Below are 18,362 nucleotides of genomic sequence, written 5' to 3'. Positions count from 1 at the left end.
CCGTCCGCCGCATTTACCGCGGTTTATCCTTTACGCTCTACTTTCCCTTGATCGAGTCTGGGAGGGGCTGCTCCCGGGGTGCGGCTGATTTTCCGCGAATGGAAAAAGGGGTGGGGTATGACCGTCAAGTCCAAGCCGAACCGTGCGAAGCTTCCGACGCTGCGGTTCAGGGCCAAAATCATCCTCGGCTTCGCCGCGGTGCTGGTCATCCTCGGTGCCAGCATGGCTTTCTGCTATCTCGGTTTCGAGCGGGTCGCGAACGCCGTCGCCTCGTACCGGACCAGCGTCTCCGAAGCCGACCTGGCGCGCTCGGTCGATCGCGAGCTGATCTCCTACCAGGCCCTGGCGCGGGCCTACACCCTGACCGGCGCGGCCGAGGATGAGACCGCCGCCAAGGCCGCGGAAGCAAACCTGAAGACCGCCATCGAAAAATCCATGGCGGCCACGACTGCGCCGGCGCGGCGCGAGCAGATTGCCGGGCTGCAGAAGGAATTCGATGCCTTCACGAAGGTCTTCGGCGACATCATCACCCTGACCCGCGAGAACACCAGGATCGCCACCGACGAGCTCAACGGCGTCGGCAACAAGATCCGCTTCAAGTTCGACGACCTCGCCGACACCGCCGCATTGGCCGGCCTGTCGTCGGTCCAGACCACGGCCAAGGACATCACCACGCAATATCTCTCGGTTTCGACCTCGGTCAGCGCCTTCATTGCAAAACCCGAGCCGAAATCCTCCGACGGCATCGTCGCGCGCGTCAAATTCCTGGAGACCCTGCTGGTCTCGATCTATGCCAACGACCAGAAGATCACCCAGCGGGTCACCGAGATCGGCGACCTCCTGAAGCAGTATCGCGCCTCCTTCTCCAAGCTGGCCGAGAACGTGAAGGTCGTCGTCAAGCTGAACGGCGAGATGTCCAAATCGGCCGCCGCGATCCTCAAGCAGTCCGGCGGATTGCGGTCCGATCTGACGGCCGATCAAGCGCGCATCGAGAGCGAGACCAATGCCACGATCGGGGAGATCGAACGCCTCATCCTGATGCTGGCGCTGGGCGGCCTCGCCATCGGCACCGTCTGGGCGTTGGTGCTGGGCAACGGCATCTCGCGGCCGATGATCGCGATGTGCAAGGCGATGCGCGAGCTCGCCTCGGGCAATTTCGATGTCGTGTTGCCAGGTCTCGGGCGCAAGGACGAGATCGGCGAGATGGCCGGCGCGGTCGAGGAGTTCAAGGTGCAAGCCGTCGCCAAGGCCGAGCGCGACGCCGCCGCCAGTGAAGCCCAGAACAGGGAGCAGGCCGCGGCCCGCCGCAGCGAGCTGATCCGCTTCGCCGACGATTTTGAAAGCGCCGTCGGCGCCATCGTCTCCAACGTCTCGGCCTCGGCCGTGCAGCTTGAATCCGCTGCCTCCACGCTGACGCGCACTGCCGAGACCACGCAGACCCTGTCGAGCCAGGTCGCCGGCGTCTCCGAGCAGGCGTCCTCCAACATGCAGTCGGTCGCCACCGCGACCGAAGAAATGTCCGCCTCGGTCGAGGAGATCGGCCGTCAGGTTCGCGACTCCAGCCGCATCGCCGAGGGCGCGGTGACCCAGGCAAAGGAAACCGACGCCCGCATCGGAAAGCTGTCGCATGCCGCGCAGCAGATCGGCGACGTCGTCAAGCTGATCACGGCGATCGCCGAGCAGACCAATCTCCTCGCGCTCAACGCCACCATCGAGGCGGCGCGCGCCGGCGACGCCGGCCGCGGCTTCGCGGTGGTCGCAAGCGAAGTGAAGTCCTTGGCGAGCCAGACCGCGAAGGCGACCGACGAGATTTCTTCGCACATTTCGGGGATGCAGGGTGCAACGGCCGAGTCGGTCGCTGCGATCAAGGAGATCGGCGCCACCATCGGCCAGATCTCGAGCATTGCGACCTCGATCGCAAGCGCCGTGGAAGAGCAGAGCGCCGCCACGCAGGAGATCGCCCGCAGCGTCCAGAACGTCGCGCAGGGCACGCAGACGGCCGCCACCGACATCGGGCAGGTCAACCGCGGCGCGGCTGAAACCGGCTCGGCTTCCGAAGAGGTGCTGCATTCGGCGAAGACCCTGTCGAGCGAAAGCACCCGCCTGCGCGCCGAGCTCGATCGCTTCATGGCGAATATCAGGGCGGCGTAGCGTCACTCGCTATCGCCAAGTCTTCAGATGTCGTCCTGGCGAAAGCCAGGACCCATTACCCCAGGGAGAAGCTGTGGCGCGAGCCGGTAACCCCGAGTCTTCGCCAAACCACTCCTTGGGGTAATGGGTCCTGGATCGGCGCTCGCTACGTTCGCTTGTCCAGGACGACATGAGAGTTTGCGGAGCAGGGTTGCTCCCACGCTAACTATCTAGAACTCCATCCAAAACCCGCGGTTCCAACAGCAGCTCCCCCAGGAACTCCGCCTCTCGCGGCGCGTTGTCGCGTGTGGCAGGAAACCATGCCGCAACCCCAATGACGAAATCGACCTCGGCCACATCTGCGCCGGGGTTGGGTGCATTGCTCAGATGCAACGAAGCGATGGAATTGCAGCAGACATCAGCGCTGAAGATTACTCCCGCGACCTCAATGGCCGCGGCGCGCGATCGTGTCGTCGAGACCAGCATTCCCGCGCGCCTCGATGCGCTGACGTGGAGCGGCTTCCACACCCGCGTTGTGCTCGCGCTCGGCATCACCTGGATTCTGGACGGGCTTGAAGTGACGCTCGCCGGTGCGCTCTCGGGTGCACTGAAGCAGAGCCCGACCTTGCAATTCTCCAATCTCGATCTCGGCATCGCCAATTCCGCCTATCTCGCCGGTGCGGTGCTCGGCGCGCTCGGCTTCGGCTGGCTCACCGATCGCATCGGCCGCAAGAAATTGTTCTTCATCACGCTCGCGGTCTATCTCACCGCGACAGCCGCGACCGCGCTGTCCTGGAATGTCGCGAGCTATGCGCTGTTTCGCTTTCTCACCGGTGCCGGCATCGGCGGCGAATATACCGCGATCAACTCGACCATTCAGGAGCTGGTACCGGCGCGCTATCGCGGCTGGACCGATCTCGTGATCAACGGCAGCTTTTGGATCGGCGCCGCCATGGGCGCCGTTGCCGCCATCGTGCTGCTCGATCCCGCGCTGTTCGGCCCGGATCACGGCTGGCGGCTCGCCTACCTCATCGGCGCCACCATCGGGCTCGTGGTGCTGTTGATGCGGATGTGGATTCCGGAGAGCCCGCGCTGGCTGATGATCCATGGCCGCCCGGAGCAGGCGCACGCGATCGTCGACGATATCGAGCGCGCGGCGATCGGGTACCAGCAGTCCGGAGAAAATTTCGCGAAGATCCGCTTGAGGATGCGCGACCACACGCCGATCCGCGAGGTCGCACACACTCTGTTCTCGGTCTATCGCGAGCGCGCGCTGGTCGGCCTCGTGCTGATGAGCGCGCAGGCCTTCTTCTACAACGCGATCTTCTTCACCTTCGCGCTGATCTTGACCGACTTCTACGGCATCAGCGCCGATCACGTCGGCTGGTACATCCTGCCCTTTGCGGCCGGAAACTTCCTCGGGCCGCTGCTGCTCGGCCGCCTGTTCGACACGCTCGGCCGGCGCACCATGATCGCGTTCACCTATGGCGTCTCGGGCGCGCTGCTCGCGCTGTCCGGCTATCTGTTCTCGATCGGCGCGCTGAGCGCGCAGGGGCAGACCATCGCCTGGATGATCATCTTCTTCTTTGCGTCACCGGCAGCAAGCGCTGCCTATCTCACCGTCAGCGAAACCTTTCCCCTGGAGGTGCGGGCGCTTGCGATTGCGGTGTTCTATGCAATCGGCACCGGCATCGGTGGCGTCGTCGGTCCCGCCCTGTTCGGCGCACTGATCGACACCGGCTCGCGCACCAGCGTGTTTGCCGGCTACCTCCTCGGTTCGGTGCTGATGATCGCGGCCGCACTGGTGGCGTGGCGCTATGCCGTCGCCGCCGAGCGAAAATCGCTCGAACATGTCGCACGGCCGCTCGCTTTCATGGAGTAGGATATGACATCGGAACTGGCGGAAATGCCGAGGGATGACGAAATGGCGATGAGGGACGAGACGCCTGAAACGGTGCCGGTGCCCCACGCCCTGGTCCCGCATCTCAGCGAGACAGCCATCCTGCTCGACATCGACGGCACGCTGCTCGAACTGATGCCGACGCCGCGCGAGGTCTGGGTGCCGCCGGGCCTCTCCGAGACGCTCAATCGCCTCGTCGAGCAGACGTCCGGCGCGCTGGCGCTGGTCTCAGGCCGTTCGCTCAACGACATCGACTTGATCTTTGCGCCGGATCAGTATCCCGCCGTCGGCGGCCACGGCGCCGAGATGCGGCTCGCGCAGGACAGCGAAGCGGTGGCGAGCCACGCGCCGCCGATGGACAAGGAGCTGAAGCGGCGGCTGGCGGCGATCGCAAAGCTCTCCCCCGGCATTCTGCTCGAGGACAAGGGATATTCGCTGGCGCTGCACTACCGTCTCGCGCCGCATGCGGAGAAGGCGATCTACGCCGCAGTGTCGCTGATCCGCGCCGATCTGCCCAACGCGCCGATCGAAGTGTTGCCCGGCAAGTTCGTCTGCGAGATCAAGCATTCCGGATTCACCAAGGCGAGCGGCGTGCGCGAATTGATGACGCATGAACCGTTCAGGGGGCGCCGCCCGCTCTTCATCGGCGACGACGTCACCGATGAGAGCGTGTTCGCGATCATGCCCGACTTGAACGGTCTCGCCTTCTCGGTCGGCCGTCGCGCCCGCGGCGTCAACGGCCATTTCGATGCGCCGAGCGACGTGCGCGAGTTCCTCGCGAATCTCGTCGACCAAAGCGCAAGGTAAAAGCAAGGCAGCGCCACCGCGTGGCCATATTGCGTGCGGAACCATTTTCCGCGCGCAAAATTCTTGCGGCGCAATGTTCGCGCAAAAAACTGTCTTTGCGTACAATTTTCGTTTTTGCACACAAAAACAGGTTCCAACGCCCACGCCTGATTTTGGTTTCAATTCGTTGAAACGATGAACAGGAACCATATTGATGAACGTCAGTTAAACGTGACGGAATAACAGGAGGGGACGACCTGTGAGTCTCGTCGTCGTTTCGAACCGCGTTGCACGCGGAAAACCGAATGAACCCATGACGGGCGGCCTTGCGGCCGCTCTTCTTCCCGTGGTGGAACATTCCGGAGCGATCTGGGTGGGTTCGTCGGGCCGCGTGCGCGACGGTCACCAGAAGGAACCCTTCGCCGAAATCGAATCGCTCGGTGCCGGCGCGCTGGCGACGCTGGACCTGCCGGCGGCGCATTACGGCGGCTATTACGAGGGCTTTGCCAATTCGGCGCTGTGGCCGGCGCTGCATTCGCGCAGCGATCTGATCCGCGTCTCGCAAGGCGACTATCGCAGCTATCGCGAGGTCAATGCCTTCATGGCGCGCGCGCTGCTGCGCTTCCGCAAGAACAAGACCGCGTTCTGGGTGCAGGACTATCACTTCCTGGCGCTCGGCGCGGAGCTGCGCGATCTCGGCGTCGACGATCCGATCGGCTTCTTCCTTCACACGCCGTGGCCGGTGACCGCGGTGATGCAAGGCGTGCCGAATCATCGCGAGCTGATCGAGGCGATGCTGGCCTATGATCTCATCGGTTTCCAGACCGAGGAGGATCGCCAGAATTTCCTCGGCTATGTCGGCCAGGAGTTCGCCCTGACGGTCGAGGACGGCATCGTCGTCTCGCGTCATGGCCGTACGCAATGTCAGGTTTTCCCGATCGGCATCGATGCGGAAAAATTCGCGCAGTATGCGGCAAAGTCGGTCTCGCATCCCGACGTGTCGCGGTTGCGCAAGAGCCTCAACGGCGAAAAGCTCGCGATCGGCGTCGACCGGCTCGACTATTCCAAGGGCCTCGTCAACCGCATCAGCGCGTTCGATCGTCTGTGGACCGAGCAGCCGCAGCTTGCGCGGAGCATTTCGCTGCTGCAGATCGCCAACCCCTCGCGCGGTGCGATCGAGGCCTATGGCAATCTGCAGAACGAGGTCGCGCGTCTCGTGACCGACGTCAACGGTCGCCATGGCGAGGTGGATTGGACGCCGATCCGCTACCTCAACAAGGGTTTTAGCCAGGCCGTGCTCGCGGGCCTCTATCGCACCGCGCAGGTTGGCGTGGTGACGCCGCTGCATGACGGCATGAACCTGGTCGCCAAGGAGTATGTCGCCGCGCAAAACCCGGCTGACCCGGGCGTGCTGGTGCTGTCGAAATTTGCGGGCGCCGCCAACGAGCTCGACACGGCGCTGCTCGTCAATCCGCACGACATCGACGGCATGGCGCGCGCGATCTCGATTGCGATCTCGATGCCGCTGACCGAGCGCAAGATGCGCTGGGAAGCGATGATGAAGAAGCTGCGCGGCCACACCATTCAGCAATGGTCCGCCGACTTCGTCGCGACGCTGGAAGCGTGCCGGACCGAGAAGGCCGCCATCGCGCCGCTCGCCGCGCAACCGCCGCAGGCTCTGCGCTGGCTGCGTTCGGCGATCTCAGGCGCAAGGTTGATCTAGCGCTCCGTCAATAACAATACGACACGCCGTCCAGGATCGCGCAGCGCGTCTTGTTGGGCGCGTTGGGATCGTCCAAGGGCACGCTGCCATTGCCCGAGCCGACCATGACACCGGTGCCGACATGCACCGAGGATTTGTTGCCGATGATGACGCTCGGATGCGGTGCTGCGCTCGAGCGCGTGCCGTCGGCCCAGATGATCGACTCGCCCGCCAGCACGCCGCGCCGCCCGTCGTTGCAGGTGACGTCGATGCCCTGGCGCGAGCAGACCTGCGCCGCGGCAGGCGAGATCAGGGCAAAGGTGAGTGCAGCGAGCGAGCCCAGCTTGGCGATGGATCGATGCGTGGTCATGGTGTCCCCCGGTCTCTCGTCACTGGCATTGTGAATCGTCGCGCGAAGGCCGCATCCGGTTCACTCGATGCATCATCCGCCGGCTTTCGGGCTCCACAATTTTCCTGTTGAAATACAATTACTTAAGGAAATTTGACCCGATTCCCCTGCAGTCCCTTGCAAAATCGGCGGCGTCCCTTCAAGAGAGGGCGCTCCGGAGAGATGGCCGAGTGGCTTAAGGCGCACGCTTGGAAAGCGTGTGTGCGGGAAACCGTACCGTGGGTTCGAATCCCACTCTCTCCGCCAGTTCCTCGATTTTTGTAAGCCCAACTGCTGCCCCATGATCGCACGCGGTCCCGAGCGGGTTTCCATCAAGCATCCGCTGAGACCAGTGGCGGCAACCCCCGGCTCTCAGCGATTCACGTCTGCACTGGCTTCGCGGCGGCAGCGGCTTCCCAGCCCGGCTCGACCGGGACCATGTACCAGGTGGTCAGGACGACCTTTGAAAACAGCCAACGACCGTTCTCTCGGACGTACTCATCGTCAAAACGCCCGCCGACCATGATGCTCTTGCCGTTGAGGACTGGGCGCCCGTCGAGGTGGCTGTAACCTTTGCCTCGGTCGCCGTCGATTTCGACGACATGCGCGTGGATGAACTGGCGCGCCCACTTGACCGGAAAATTGATGAAGAAGGATCGTATCGCCTCCCGGCCGGTGACGGATGGCCGGCCGCCATAGGACACGGTGGCATTTTCCGAGAAAAGATCCGCCAGTTCAGCGACCCGGTCTTGATTGACGTATTCGTGGTAGGTGCAACGGAGCGTCCGGATCGCTTCGCGATCGTCATGTTCGGCAAGGCGTATCTCCAGCGCTTGGATCCTTGCTCGCAGGTCCGTATCAGTGTCCGAATTGCTCATGGTCCATCCGTTGTCTTAACGAGGTTGTCTGGCTCTTGGTGCCGATGATCACCGATGATGTCGCGGAGCCGCTCCTCGACACGGATCCGTACTGCCGGATGCGGAAGAATGTAGAAATCGTCATCGCAAATGGCTTGCAGTGTGATCCGTGCAACATCGGCGGCGCTGACTTCGGATGCCTCCATCCCCGCCCTGACGCGCTGGTCGAACGGCGCGCTGTCTGGATTTGCCGAGGCCAGATGCGCGGGCCGATGCCTGTTGGAGTCGGCGATCGCCGTCTTGACCAGCGATGGGCACAAGACGTTGACCTTCAGCTTCGAGCCGGCATTCTCGAGGTCTTTCAAGAGGCACTCGGATAAAGCGACGACCGCGTGCTTGCTTGCGCAATAAACGCCCGACCCCGCCACGGCGGTCAACCCCGCGCCCGAGGACGTGTTGACGATGTGCCCGTCCTGACCCGCTGCAATCATGCGCGGTACGAAGCTTTGAATGCCGTTGGCAACGCCAATGAGATTGACGCCGAGCACCCATTTCCAGTCTTCGGGAGTTGCGGACCAGACCGGGCCCAGCGACGCAACGCCCGCGTTGTTGAAGAGCAGGTGAACATGGCCGAACTCTTCGAATGCGAAGCCGGCAAGATCGTGGACGGCTTCGGAATTGGAAACGTCGCACAGCCTCGTGCGCACGGCGATGGTGCCTGATATCAGACCCTTCGTGCCTGCCAGGCCTTCGGTATCGACGTCGGCTAGAACGAGTTTCATTCCGCGCCCGGCACAAGCGATGGCCAATTCGCGACCGATGCCGCTCCCGGCGCCGGTAATGACGGCGACCCTTCCCTCGAACTGCTTCATGCCGCGGTGATCCCGCCGTCTACCGTAAGGACCGAACCCGTGATGTAGCTCGAGGCCGGGGACGCCAGCAGCAGGCTGACGCCGGCGATCTCGGGCGGCATCGCAATCCGCTTCATCGGAACCATGGCTTCAAGCGGCTTGGTTGCGGCCTCGTCCATCAGGCGGCCGCCGCCGAGCGCCGTACGGAAGAAGCCGGGTGCGATCGCGTTGACCTGAATGTCGAACGGAGCCAATTCGAGAGCCGCCTGCCTGACGAGATTCACCACCGCCGCTTTCGAAGCTGCATAGGAATATCCCGTCGCCCAGGCTCCGCGCAGTCCTCCCACGGACGCGGTGACCACGATCCGGCCCCGTCGCTGTGCTTTCATGTGCCGGGCCGCAGCCTGCATCGTCGTGAATACGCCGGTCTGGTTGGTGGCGAGAACCTCGTCCCATGCGGCGAGATCGATGTTCTCGATGTGGCCCTTTGGCGACACAATTCCCGGTCCGGCGCTGATTCCGGCATTGGCGAACACGACGTCGAGCTTGCCTTTGCGCGCGACGACGTCGTCGACGAGCCTGCGGATGGCATCGGGATTCGCCACATCGACCGCTGCAATCTCCGCTGCCGGAACCACCTCCCGGCCGACCCGCTTCAACTCCTTTTCGTTCCGATCCACCAGGACGACGTCGGCTCCGTTGGCCACCATCACCTCGGCAATGGCCAGACCAAGGCCACTCGCGCCTCCGGTCACGATGGTGACAAGCCCCTTAACGTTGAAGAGATGCTCGGCTGTCAATGACATGCGCTTGTTTGTCCTTCATAGGCCGGATTGGGACGGCGCCAGATTCGAGGGCTTCGACGAATGGCGATACGAAGCCTCAACGACCGAGGCGTGGCTCTCATCCAGCTATTCAACGACGCCCGGGCGCTGCCGCGCTCCCCGGTCCGATGGGGCGTCACCCTGGCTGTTACAAGCGCAGTTCATAGCCGACATTGTCGCAATCGCGACAATTAGTGCAGAAAATACCCCTAGCGTCGGGCCGAAGAGCGGGATCGGGCGGACGAACCAGCCGTAGGCAAACGAATTGACCGCCGCAAGGGAAACGGAGCGGCTATGACTGCCGAAACAACGCATGTTCTGATCGCGGCTTCAGACGGGGAGCAAGATGGCATCGGGCGGCTGTTCGCGAAGATCGGCTGGCGTCTGCTGCCGTTCCTGATGCTGTGCTACGTCGTAGCCTTCCTCGACCGCATCAACATTGGCTTCGCGCAGCTCCAGATGAAGCAGACGCTGCCGTTCAGTGATGCCACCTATGGCATCGGCGCAGGCATCTTCTTCCTCGGCTACATGGTTTTCGAAGTCCCCAGCAACCTCTTGCTGGAGCGAATTGGCGTCCGCAAGACGATGCTGCGGATCATGTTTGCCTGGGGCGTTGTGGCCGCGGCGATGGCTTTCGTCCAGACGCCCCTTCAGTTCTACGTGGCACGGGTCCTGCTTGGCGTCTTCGAGGCTGGATTTCTCCCTGGCGTAATTCTCTATCTGACCTATTGGTATCCCTCCGCGAAGCGTGGCCAGGTGATGGCAACGTTCATGGCGGCGACGGCGATTGCGCCGCTTCTGGCCGGTCCCCTCTGTGGCGCGACGCTCAAATATCTCGATGGCTTCAACGGGCTCCATGGCTGGCAGTGGCTGTTCATTTCGCAGGGAATCCCGGCCTGCCTTCTCGGCATCGCTGCCTATTTCTACCTTCAGGACAAGCCGGCGGATGCGTCCTGGCTGACAGCGGCAGAGAAGTCTGCGCTACGGCTTCAGCATGAACAGGATCATCCGGATGTCGAGACCGCCTCGCATAGCGGGTTCTGGCAGATGACGAAGGATCCCAAGATCTATGGTCTGATACTTGTCGATATTTTTCTGCTTGGCGCAAACTACACGATGGTGTTCTCGATCCCGTCGATGATCAAGGGCTGGGGCATTTCGGATCTGTTTCAGGTCGGCCTGCTGTCGAGCTTGCCGCACCTCGCAGGCGTGATCGGCACGGTCCTGGTCGGCCGGCATTCCGACAGGCATCGCGAGCGGCGGTGGCACTATGCCTCATGCGTTGCCGTGGCCGCCCTGGGGCTGCTGCTCATGACCCTGGCGCAAGGCAATATCGTATTTGCAGTACTGGGCCTTACGATCGCCGGTGTCGGATTCGTCTCTGCCGTTCCGCTGTTCGTCACGACATGTACCGAATATCTGTCGAAGGCGAGCATTGCCGGAGGCGTCGCGCTTATCGCCGGTCTTGCCAATCTCGGACCGGTTGCGGCCCCGCCCGTCACCGGGTTCATGACTGCTGCCACGGGCAATCCGGTCTACAGCCTGTATCTGATCATGGCCCTTTATCTGCTGTCGGGCACCGCTTTGCTGGTCACCCTGCGCGGGGCTTCGCCACGCTGCCGGTGAATGGGTCCACAGCAAGACGACCGGGCAAAGGAGAGGGCAACTTGATGATTATCGTCGTGGGATCTGTGGACGGGCGCAGCGAAAGCCTCGACCGCCTCGTGAAGATCAGCCTCGAGCACGTGCATCGGTCCCGCGGGGAGGATGGCTGTATTGAGCACGTCGTGCAGATCGATTGCGAAGATCCACTCCGCGTGCGGTTTTTCGAGCGCTGGCGCGACGCCGCTGCGCTCAAGGCCCACTTCGCCCGATCGGAATCGCGGGTGTTCGCGCAAGAGGTCGCCAGGCTGTGCGCAAAGCCGCCGGTCATGACGATCTACGAGGCCGAGGAGAAGGCGTTCTAGAGCGTTCCTGCGCAGTCAATCGCGTTGCCGGCGGGCCCAAAGAACAGTCGCAGGCCGCCGCGTTGCCGGGCACATGTCCCCAGTGTTGCGTCCCGGTCTCGGGGGGTGCAAAGTCCAGAGCCTGTGCCGGCGCGGGCCAAGGGCAGGGGGCGAAGGGTCGCTTGCCGAAGCCGGCATCGCGAGCCTCAGGTGGGTCCCCCCTTTCCTTTTTTGCGGGCTACGAATGAATAAGGCGGTCCTGAAGGCTGTTCTGCGGAAGAACAAATGGTTCGCCGGCCTTTCCCCGTCGCTGGCTGATAGCATCATTCGCCTGGGCCGAGTTCGAAACGTTGATAACTCCCTGATCTATTCGGCGAGCGATAGCCGGGACGGGTTGGTTGCCCTCATTTCGGGCCAAGTCCGCTTGACCAGCTTTTCCCTGTCTGGAAATCCTTCTTTCCTTCTCATCACCTCGCCTGGGTCCTGGATTGGCGTCACTTCGGCCCTTGACGGGCGTCCCTATGGCTACGACGCATTCGCCATAGGCAAGAGCGTGGTCTTTCACTTGAGCCAGGAGCGGCTCGATGCGCTCATCAACGAGAGCAACGAGTACTATTCGGCCTTTGTCCGAATGGTCTGCGATCACTTGCGCGTTTCGATTCAGAACCTGATCGTTCTTCGCAATCGCCGTCCGCTTCACCGGCTCGCGCAGGAACTATGGAGGCTCGCAGAGCGCCACGGCCGCCCGACCAAGAAGGGGGTGGTCATCGATCTGCGCCTGTCCCAGGAGGACTTGGCCGTGATGATCGGCGTCGGCCGCCAAACGATCAACCGGTTGCTCAAAAGTCTCGAGCAGGACGGAATTGCGACGGCAAAGTACACGTCTGTTACAATCCATAACCTGGCGGCGATCGAGCGTCTCAGCTTGAGCGAGGCTGTCGATAGCTGACGGCGTCCATCTTGCGGAGCCGGACTCGACGGCCCGCAGCCCGGGGGCTTGGGCTTACGTCTACGTCGCTCTCTCGGCCAGCCGGACTGTCTTCCTGCTCTTGACGGATTCGCGCGCGGCGTCCGCAATCATCAGCGCGATCAGCCCATCCTCGCCGCTTGGCGACACCGGCTTTCCGCTGGTGACGGCCTCGATGAATGCCGCGATCTCGTTGGCGTAAGCGTCCAGGTAACGCGTCATGAAGAAATCGTGCAGCGGAGGCCTGGTGTAGCCGTCCTTGTTGGCGATCTCGATCGAGACGGGGCGCTGGTTCTCGGCCGCGACCATTCCCTCGGATCCGTGGACCTCGATCCGCTGGTCATAGCCGTAGGTCGCGCGGCGCGAGTTGGAGATCAGGCATTGCCTGCCCGATGCGGTCTCCAGGATGATGCTCGCGCTGTCGAAGTCTCCGAGCTCGCCGATGGTCTTGTCGACCAGCACGGAGGCGTGAGCGCTGACGAACAAGGGTTCTTCCTTCAGAAGAAACCGCGCCATGTCGAAATCGTGAATGGTCATGTCGCGGAAGATGCCGCCGGAACGGCCGATATAGTCGTGGGGCGGCGGACCGGGATCGCGGGACGTGATCGAGATCATTTCGACGTTGCCGATCGCGCCGTCATCGATCGCCTTGCGCAAAGCCGAGAAGTGCGGATCAAAGCGGCGGTTGAAGCCGACCATCAGCTTGGCGCTGGCTTGCTTGACCACGGACAGGCATTGCGTCACCCGCGCAACGTCGAGATCGATCGGCTTTTCGCAAAAGATGGCCTTGCCCCGTCGGGCAAAGCGTTCGATGAGGTCGGCATGGGTATCCGTCGGCGTACAGATCACGACGGCATCGATATCCGTCGACTGTTCGATGGCGTCGATGGTGCGGACGTCAGCCTCGTAAGCGGTTGCTAGATCGCGCGCAGCCGCAGGCGCGGCATCGGCCACTGCGACAAGGCTCGCGCCCCTGTTTGAACCGATCGCCTTCGCGTGCACTTTTCCGATGCGGCCGGCGCCGAGCAAACCAAACCTGACGGTCATCGAACCTCTCTTTCGTAAGTCGCCTCACCGCGCACTCCCTGCCGCGGCGAGCTCGGCCGAACCGACCGAGAGAATGGAATTGATATTCCGATTGACCGCAATATGAAATCGGTATTCATCAAGAATAAGTGGGAGGAATGCGCGTGCGCGACGGTGTCGATTCTTTCGACCGTCCCGATCTGGCGATGGAAGCCGGTCACGACAGCGCGAGGTAAACCGGAGCGGAAGGCCAATGCCGATGAAGAGGACCCGGCTCACCATGTCGCAAGCGCTCGTCAAGGCGCTTGCCGCTCAGAAAGCGGAACTCGGTGGCCGTGAGGTGCCGTTGTTCGCCGGCGTCTGGGCGATTTTCGGCCACGGCAACGTTGCCGGTTTTGGTGAAGCGCTCCACGCCGCCAAGGATACGCTCCCGACATTTCGAGCCCACAATGAGCAGGCGATGGCCCATGCGGCGATCGCCTTCGCAAAGGCCTCGCGCCGGCGACGCATGATGGCCTGCACGAGTTCGATCGGCCCCGGCGCCACCAACATGGTGACGGCGGCGGCGCTCGCGCATGTCAACCGTCTGCCGGTGCTGTTCCTGCCCGGAGACGTTTTCGCGTCGCGGCGGCCGGATCCCGTGCTGCAGCAGGTCGAGGACTTTGACGACGGCACGATATCGGCGAACGATTGCTTCCGGCCGGTCTCACGCTATTTCGATCGCATCACGCGGCCGGAACAGATCATGCCGGCGCTCACGAATGCGCTGGCCGTATTGACGGATCCGGCGCGCTGCGGCCCCGTCACGCTCGCGCTCTGCCAGGACGTGCAGGCCGAAGCTTATGACTATCCCGACAGTTTTTTTGAGCCGCAGGTGTGGAGGCCACGCCGGACGAGGCCCGATCACGGCGAGCTCTCGGCGGCGGCGGCGTTGCTGCGTGCGGCGAAGAAGCCGCTCGTGATTGCGGGTGGCGGCGTCCTCTATTCCGAGGCGGAGGAGCGGCTGCGGCGGTTCTGCGAGAAACACGGCATTCCCTTCGCCGAAACGCAGGCTGGCAAGAGCACGCTGCCTGCGACGCATCCGCTCAGCATGGGGTCGATCGGCGTCACCGGAACGGCCGCGGCCAACCGCGCCGCGGGGGAGGCCGACGTCATCCTCGCCATAGGCACGCGCCTGCAGGATTTCACCACCGGCTCATGGTCGCTGTTCCCAGCCGATTGCCGGATCATCGCCCTCAATGTGCAGGCCTTCGACGCGACGAAGCGCGGCAGCCAGCCGCTTGTCGCCGATGCGCGCGAAGGTCTCGATGCCCTCGACGACGCCCTCCGCGAATGGCAGCCGCCGCGCGAATGGGGCGTGCAGGCAAAGGCGGAGCGCGAAAGCTGGCTGGCGACTGCGAGCAAATACACCGCGCTCGGCAACGACAGCCTTCCGTCGGATGCGCAGGTTATCGGTGCCGTGCAGCGCACGACGCAACCGTCCGACGTGATCGTGCATGCAGCCGGCGGCTTGCCTGGCGAGCTCCATAAACTCTGGCTCGCCGGTGCCACGGGCGGTTATCACGCCGAGTACGGCTATTCCACCATGGGCTACGAGATCGCGGGCGGGCTCGGCGTCAAGATGGCCGATCCTGCGCGCGAGGTGATCGTGATGCTCGGCGACGGCTCGTATCTGATGCTGAACTCCGAGATCGCGACGTCGGTGATGCTGGGGCTCAAGCTCACGATCGTCGTGCTGGACAACAGGGGCTTTGGCTGCATCGACCGTCTGCAACGCAGCACCGGAAGCCCGTCGTTCAACAATCTGCTCGCCACGGTGCGGCATGAAACTCTCCCGGCGATCGATTTCGCTGTTCACGCCGGCTCGCTCGGTGCAATTTCCGGGAAAGTCGGCAATCTCGGCGAGCTCGAGGCGGCCCTGTTGAAGGCGCGGCAGAACGATCGCACCACCGTGATCGTCATCGATACCGATCCGTCGAGGTCGACCGATGCTGGTGGTCATTGGTGGGATGTTGCGGTGCCCGAGGTCTCGGTGCGGGCAGAGGTGCGGGCCGCGCGTGACCGCTATTTGGAAGGCCGGAGCGCGCAGAGCGACTGGAACTGACGTGACGCCGGCAAACGGCAGCGGAGGAAGGCTCAACAGCATGTCGATTCGTATCGGCGCCAATCCCATCGGGTGGTCCAACGACGATTTACAAAGTATCGGCGGCGATACGCCGTTGGAGGTCTGCCTTGCCGAGGCCAGGGAAGCCGGCTTCGTCGGGATGGAGTTGGGGCACAAGTTTCCCCGTGAACCCCAGGCATTGAAGGCCGCGCTCGCTCCGTTCGCCATGGCCTGCATCTCCGGCTGGTACTCGGCGGAACTGCTCAAGCGCGATGCCGACGAGGAGATGCGGCAACTGCGGCCGCATCTCGATCTCCTCAAAGCCATGGGTTCGAACGTTCTGGTGTTCTGCGAGACCTCGAACGCGATTCACAGCGACCGTTCAAGACGTCTGTCCGAACGGCCGCGCCTTGGTGCAGGAGATTGGGCCGAATGGGGTCGGCGCGTCACCGAGGTGGCCGACCGCACGATCGCCGAAGGCGTGCGGCTGGTCTACCATCATCATATGGGGACGATCGTCGAGAGCAGCGATGACATCGATGCCTTGATGGCCGCGACCGGGCCGTCCGTCCATTTGTTGCTGGACACGGGCCACGCCACATGGGCGGGCGCCGATCCAGCCGCGCTCGCGCGCAAATATCGCGCGCGGATCAGTCACGTTCATGCCAAGGATGTTCGCGCACGCATCGCGGACAAGGCCCGCGCAAAGGACTGGAGCTTTCTCGATGCGGTGCTGGGGGAGGGCGACGAACTCGGAGTCTACACCGTTCCGGGCGACGGCTCGGTCGACTACGTCGCGGTCTTCCGGGAACTCGAGGGCTATTCCGGCTGGGTCGTGGTCGAGGCCGAGCAGGATCCCAGAAAGGCCAATCCGCTCGCTTACGCCAAAAAGGGTGTCGCACATCTCAGGGCTTCGCTCCGGGAGGCGGGGCTCTCCTAGTTCGACCATTGTGATCCGGCCGGGAAGCTATCCGCCGATTGTCACCGGCATATTCGGTCGGTCCAACAGTGCTGCGGTCGCCGCGCGCCTCGACGGCGAAGCATTTGCTCGGCCAACTGCATGACCATTCGCTCGACGCATCGATTGGGATTACGCCGGCGAAGCGACCTCGCGTGACTCGACATGTCGAAAACACTTGGTTTTTCAATGTGGAATGACTGACGCCGCTTCACCCAGCCCTTTCGGCACGCGATCATGGGCCGACACGCGGGGAACGCTCGAGAAACGAAGCGACACACTCGTGCAGCGCCGGGAAACATGCTGTGGGCGTTCAGGCTTGTTGTCTCCCCGTTCGATCCCGGATCAGTCCCTAGACCAATTGAAGGGCTGTCACATTTCTGTCTAATGACGTGAGAGCGATTCTTTCGAAGGATATCCATCCGGCGAGGCAAGCGGCCGTTCTGCTGATTGAGCAATGAAACGACTGGCGCGAAACGCAGAATTGGGTGCAATCGCAGCGGCGGCGCTTGCTGCGGCACTTATTTTTCTCCTGCCTTCAGCCGGCGTCAGCCTGTTTCCTGACCGGGCCTCCCTGGCACAGCGCTTACATCCCTTGCCCACCGCCGATGCCGGCGGGATCTTCGGGATGAACCGGTTCTTCCGCGATATTCCCGAATTCCGCATCGAGATCGAACCCGAATTCATCCGCTCGATGAACGCGGGCATACCGGCCGAGCAATGCTCGAAGATCCGGTTCAAGAAGGTGCCGTTGAAGCGGCTCGTCATTGACGGCACGGAAGTCGGCGGAAAGACCTGGATCCGCTATCGCGGATTTTGCGCCGACCATTGGAGCTCTAGGCAGAGATCGGTCAAGATCAACATCGAAGGGCAGTCGTTTCACGGCTATCGGACGTTCAATTTGAATGCGCTCGCCGCGGATCCGTCGCTGTTCGATATCTGGGCAACGGATCTGCTGCGTCGTGCGGGCGGCGTCGCACCCAAGATGTCGCTCGCCCGCTTCTACATCAACGGCGAGTATGACGGCGTTCGCGAGCTGCTCGAGAATCTCGATGGCGAACTGCTGGCCGAACATGGGCTGCCGCGCGGAGAGGTCTACCGCGAGATCACATGGGCGTTCCTGGGACATGCGCCCAAGCAGCCCTTCGATGTCGGCTTTCGTCCTTATGCCGACGTCGAGGAACTGAAGGAATCCTGGAAGAAGAACGCGCGAAAAGGCCGGTCATGGCAACAGTTTCTGAGTTATCACAATGCAGTCTTCGATTCCGTCGTTCACGATCGCGAGGATTGGCGCGAAGTCGTGAACTACGACCACTACCTCAATTACTACGCCGTCGTCGCAATCACCGGGACCCAGCATCTCAACAATCACAACATCCCGGTCTACGTGCCCGCCGGCACCACGCGGGCCGTGCCCATTGGTTATGACTTCGGCCTGGCTTATGCCTCCACGCTCGGTGTCAATCATCCTGTCGATCCCGACTTTCAACCGCTGGTCCTGACGCAGAACTGGCTGGGCAGCCTGTTCTGGTCGGACGAGCGAACCCGGTCACTGCTGCACGCGCGAATCGTCGAACTGCTGAAAACGCTCAGGCCGGCGGAGGCCTATGAACGGATCATCGACCGCGGGCGCGACGTGTTTGGCGACGACATTTCACACGGCCTCTACCTGAAGGATTTCGCGTCAAGCGATCACTGGGCGCAGGCCTTCAAGGCGTCAGGCAAAGTCCGGGAGCGCATTTCGTTCCTCTCGGAAAAGTACCTGCGGCCGACCGCGAAGATCAATCCGGACTGGAAGGGCGCGGACGCCTTCCAGTTCCTGATCGACGGTCTCGGCATGTATGACGTTTCGCTTGTCGTGCCGGATCGCGCGTGCTCGGCCGACCAGCCCGGCCAAATCACCGTCGAGGTCAATGGCGGGGC

At 62.9% G+C, this 18,362-nt stretch carries 15 protein-coding genes and 1 tRNA gene; 11 read left to right on the top strand and 5 right to left on the bottom strand.

Annotation, left to right across the window (positions count from 1 at the left end; translation table 11 throughout):
- Positions 1–117 precede the first annotated feature (117 nt).
- The 4 genes from C2U70_RS11260 (at position 118) to C2U70_RS11245 (ending at position 6,539) form a co-directional block, all read left to right on the top strand.
- On the top strand, positions 118–2,151 hold the full coding sequence (locus C2U70_RS11260; RefSeq protein ID WP_140978075.1) for a methyl-accepting chemotaxis protein: 2,034 nt from the start codon (positions 118–120) through the stop codon (positions 2,149–2,151).
- A 379-nt stretch (positions 2,152–2,530) separates the two neighbouring features.
- Positions 2,531–4,012, top strand: a complete 1,482-nt coding sequence (locus C2U70_RS11255; RefSeq protein WP_186294190.1) for an MFS transporter — start codon at positions 2,531–2,533, stop codon at positions 4,010–4,012.
- Between the two features lie 3 nt (positions 4,013–4,015).
- Positions 4,016–4,837: a trehalose-phosphatase gene (gene otsB / locus C2U70_RS11250; protein WP_140978073.1), complete on the top strand. Its 822-nt coding sequence runs from the start codon at positions 4,016–4,018 to the stop codon at positions 4,835–4,837.
- 238 nt (positions 4,838–5,075) lie between these two features.
- Entirely contained in the window at positions 5,076–6,539 is a 1,464-nt protein-coding gene (locus C2U70_RS11245; protein ID WP_140978072.1) for a trehalose-6-phosphate synthase, read from the top strand.
- A 7-nt stretch (positions 6,540–6,546) separates the two neighbouring features.
- On the opposite strand, the gene C2U70_RS11240 is transcribed toward C2U70_RS11245, so the two are convergent.
- The gene (locus C2U70_RS11240) at positions 6,547–6,888 is read right to left on the bottom strand and encodes a hypothetical protein (RefSeq protein WP_140978071.1); all 342 of its coding nucleotides are present in this window, start codon (positions 6,886–6,888) and stop codon (positions 6,547–6,549) included.
- A gap of 195 nt (positions 6,889–7,083) precedes the next feature.
- Here C2U70_RS11240 and C2U70_RS11235 point away from each other — a divergent pair.
- Positions 7,084–7,173 (top strand) — tRNA-Ser (locus C2U70_RS11235).
- Between the two features lie 113 nt (positions 7,174–7,286).
- On the opposite strand, the gene C2U70_RS11230 is transcribed toward C2U70_RS11235, so the two are convergent.
- Genes C2U70_RS11230 through C2U70_RS11220 form a run of 3 tightly spaced genes read right to left on the bottom strand, consistent with a single transcriptional unit; the run spans position 7,287 to position 9,414 of the window.
- Positions 7,287–7,784 (bottom strand): nuclear transport factor 2 family protein, encoded by a 498-nt coding sequence (locus C2U70_RS11230; protein ID WP_140978070.1) that lies wholly within the window; start codon positions 7,782–7,784, stop codon positions 7,287–7,289.
- Positions 7,781–8,635 (bottom strand): SDR family NAD(P)-dependent oxidoreductase, encoded by an 855-nt coding sequence (locus C2U70_RS11225; protein WP_140978069.1) that lies wholly within the window; start codon positions 8,633–8,635, stop codon positions 7,781–7,783. The genes C2U70_RS11230 and C2U70_RS11225 overlap by 4 nt, the downstream gene beginning before the upstream one ends.
- The gene (locus C2U70_RS11220; RefSeq protein WP_210243904.1) at positions 8,632–9,414 is read right to left on the bottom strand and encodes an SDR family NAD(P)-dependent oxidoreductase; all 783 of its coding nucleotides are present in this window, start codon (positions 9,412–9,414) and stop codon (positions 8,632–8,634) included. Before C2U70_RS11220 ends, C2U70_RS11225 begins: the two co-directional genes overlap by 4 nt.
- Before the next feature lie 318 nt (positions 9,415–9,732).
- On the opposite strand from C2U70_RS11220, the gene C2U70_RS11215 reads away from it, so the two are divergent.
- The 3 genes from C2U70_RS11215 to C2U70_RS11205 all read left to right on the top strand — a co-directional run bounded on the left by C2U70_RS11215 (position 9,733) and on the right by C2U70_RS11205 (position 12,333).
- The gene (locus C2U70_RS11215; protein ID WP_140978067.1) at positions 9,733–11,064 is read left to right on the top strand and encodes an MFS transporter; all 1,332 of its coding nucleotides are present in this window, start codon (positions 9,733–9,735) and stop codon (positions 11,062–11,064) included.
- A gap of 44 nt (positions 11,065–11,108) precedes the next feature.
- Positions 11,109–11,405 carry a putative quinol monooxygenase gene (locus C2U70_RS11210; protein ID WP_140978100.1) on the top strand — a complete coding sequence of 99 codons (297 nt, stop codon included), beginning with the start codon at positions 11,109–11,111 and terminating at the stop codon, positions 11,403–11,405.
- A gap of 223 nt (positions 11,406–11,628) precedes the next feature.
- Entirely contained in the window at positions 11,629–12,333 is a 705-nt protein-coding gene (locus C2U70_RS11205; protein WP_186294189.1) for a Crp/Fnr family transcriptional regulator, read from the top strand.
- Positions 12,334–12,393: 60 nt separating this feature from the next.
- On the opposite strand, the gene iolG is transcribed toward C2U70_RS11205, so the two are convergent.
- Positions 12,394–13,398: an inositol 2-dehydrogenase gene (gene iolG, locus C2U70_RS11200; protein ID WP_140978065.1), complete on the bottom strand. Its 1,005-nt coding sequence runs from the start codon at positions 13,396–13,398 to the stop codon at positions 12,394–12,396.
- Between the two features lie 238 nt (positions 13,399–13,636).
- On the opposite strand from iolG, the gene iolD reads away from it, so the two are divergent.
- The 3 genes from iolD to C2U70_RS11185 all read left to right on the top strand — a co-directional run.
- Complete coding sequence (gene iolD / locus C2U70_RS11195; protein WP_140978099.1) at positions 13,637–15,481, top strand: 3D-(3,5/4)-trihydroxycyclohexane-1,2-dione acylhydrolase (decyclizing); 1,845 nt, start codon at positions 13,637–13,639, stop codon at positions 15,479–15,481.
- Positions 15,482–15,521: 40 nt separating this feature from the next.
- Positions 15,522–16,421 carry a myo-inosose-2 dehydratase gene (gene iolE / locus C2U70_RS11190; RefSeq protein ID WP_140978098.1) on the top strand — a complete coding sequence of 300 codons (900 nt, stop codon included), beginning with the start codon at positions 15,522–15,524 and terminating at the stop codon, positions 16,419–16,421.
- 646 nt (positions 16,422–17,067) lie between these two features.
- Positions 17,068–18,362: CotH kinase family protein (locus tag C2U70_RS11185; RefSeq protein WP_186294188.1), on the top strand; the 1,295-nt coding region annotated here is incomplete at its 3' end.

It is taken from the genome of Bradyrhizobium guangdongense (assembly GCF_006483445.1).
Taxonomy (GTDB): domain Bacteria; phylum Pseudomonadota; class Alphaproteobacteria; order Rhizobiales; family Xanthobacteraceae; genus Bradyrhizobium; species Bradyrhizobium guangdongense_A.
Note: the sequence above shows the minus strand (reverse complement) of the source record. Positions and strands in the feature narration are given on the sequence as shown.

Bases quoted from the DNA above. Each gene is read 5' to 3' on its own strand.
- iolG (WP_140978065.1), bottom strand. From the start codon at position 13,398: ATGACCGTCAGGTTTGGTTTGCTCGGCGCCGGCCGCATCGGAAAAGTG.
- otsB (WP_140978073.1), top strand. From the start codon at position 4,016: ATGACATCGGAACTGGCGGAAATGCCGAGGGATGACGAAATGGCGATG.
- C2U70_RS11225 (WP_140978069.1), bottom strand. From the start codon at position 8,635: ATGAAGCAGTTCGAGGGAAGGGTCGCCGTCATTACCGGCGCCGGGAGC.
- C2U70_RS11260 (WP_140978075.1), top strand. From the start codon at position 118: ATGACCGTCAAGTCCAAGCCGAACCGTGCGAAGCTTCCGACGCTGCGG.
- C2U70_RS11230 (WP_140978070.1), bottom strand. From the start codon at position 7,784: ATGAGCAATTCGGACACTGATACGGACCTGCGAGCAAGGATCCAAGCG.
- C2U70_RS11215 (WP_140978067.1), top strand. From the start codon at position 9,733: ATGACTGCCGAAACAACGCATGTTCTGATCGCGGCTTCAGACGGGGAG.
- C2U70_RS11255 (WP_186294190.1), top strand. From the start codon at position 2,531: ATGGAATTGCAGCAGACATCAGCGCTGAAGATTACTCCCGCGACCTCA.
- iolD (WP_140978099.1), top strand. From the start codon at position 13,637: ATGAAGAGGACCCGGCTCACCATGTCGCAAGCGCTCGTCAAGGCGCTT.
- C2U70_RS11205 (WP_186294189.1), top strand. From the start codon at position 11,629: ATGAATAAGGCGGTCCTGAAGGCTGTTCTGCGGAAGAACAAATGGTTC.
- C2U70_RS11240 (WP_140978071.1), bottom strand. From the start codon at position 6,888: ATGACCACGCATCGATCCATCGCCAAGCTGGGCTCGCTCGCTGCACTC.
- C2U70_RS11210 (WP_140978100.1), top strand. From the start codon at position 11,109: ATGATTATCGTCGTGGGATCTGTGGACGGGCGCAGCGAAAGCCTCGAC.
- iolE (WP_140978098.1), top strand. From the start codon at position 15,522: ATGTCGATTCGTATCGGCGCCAATCCCATCGGGTGGTCCAACGACGAT.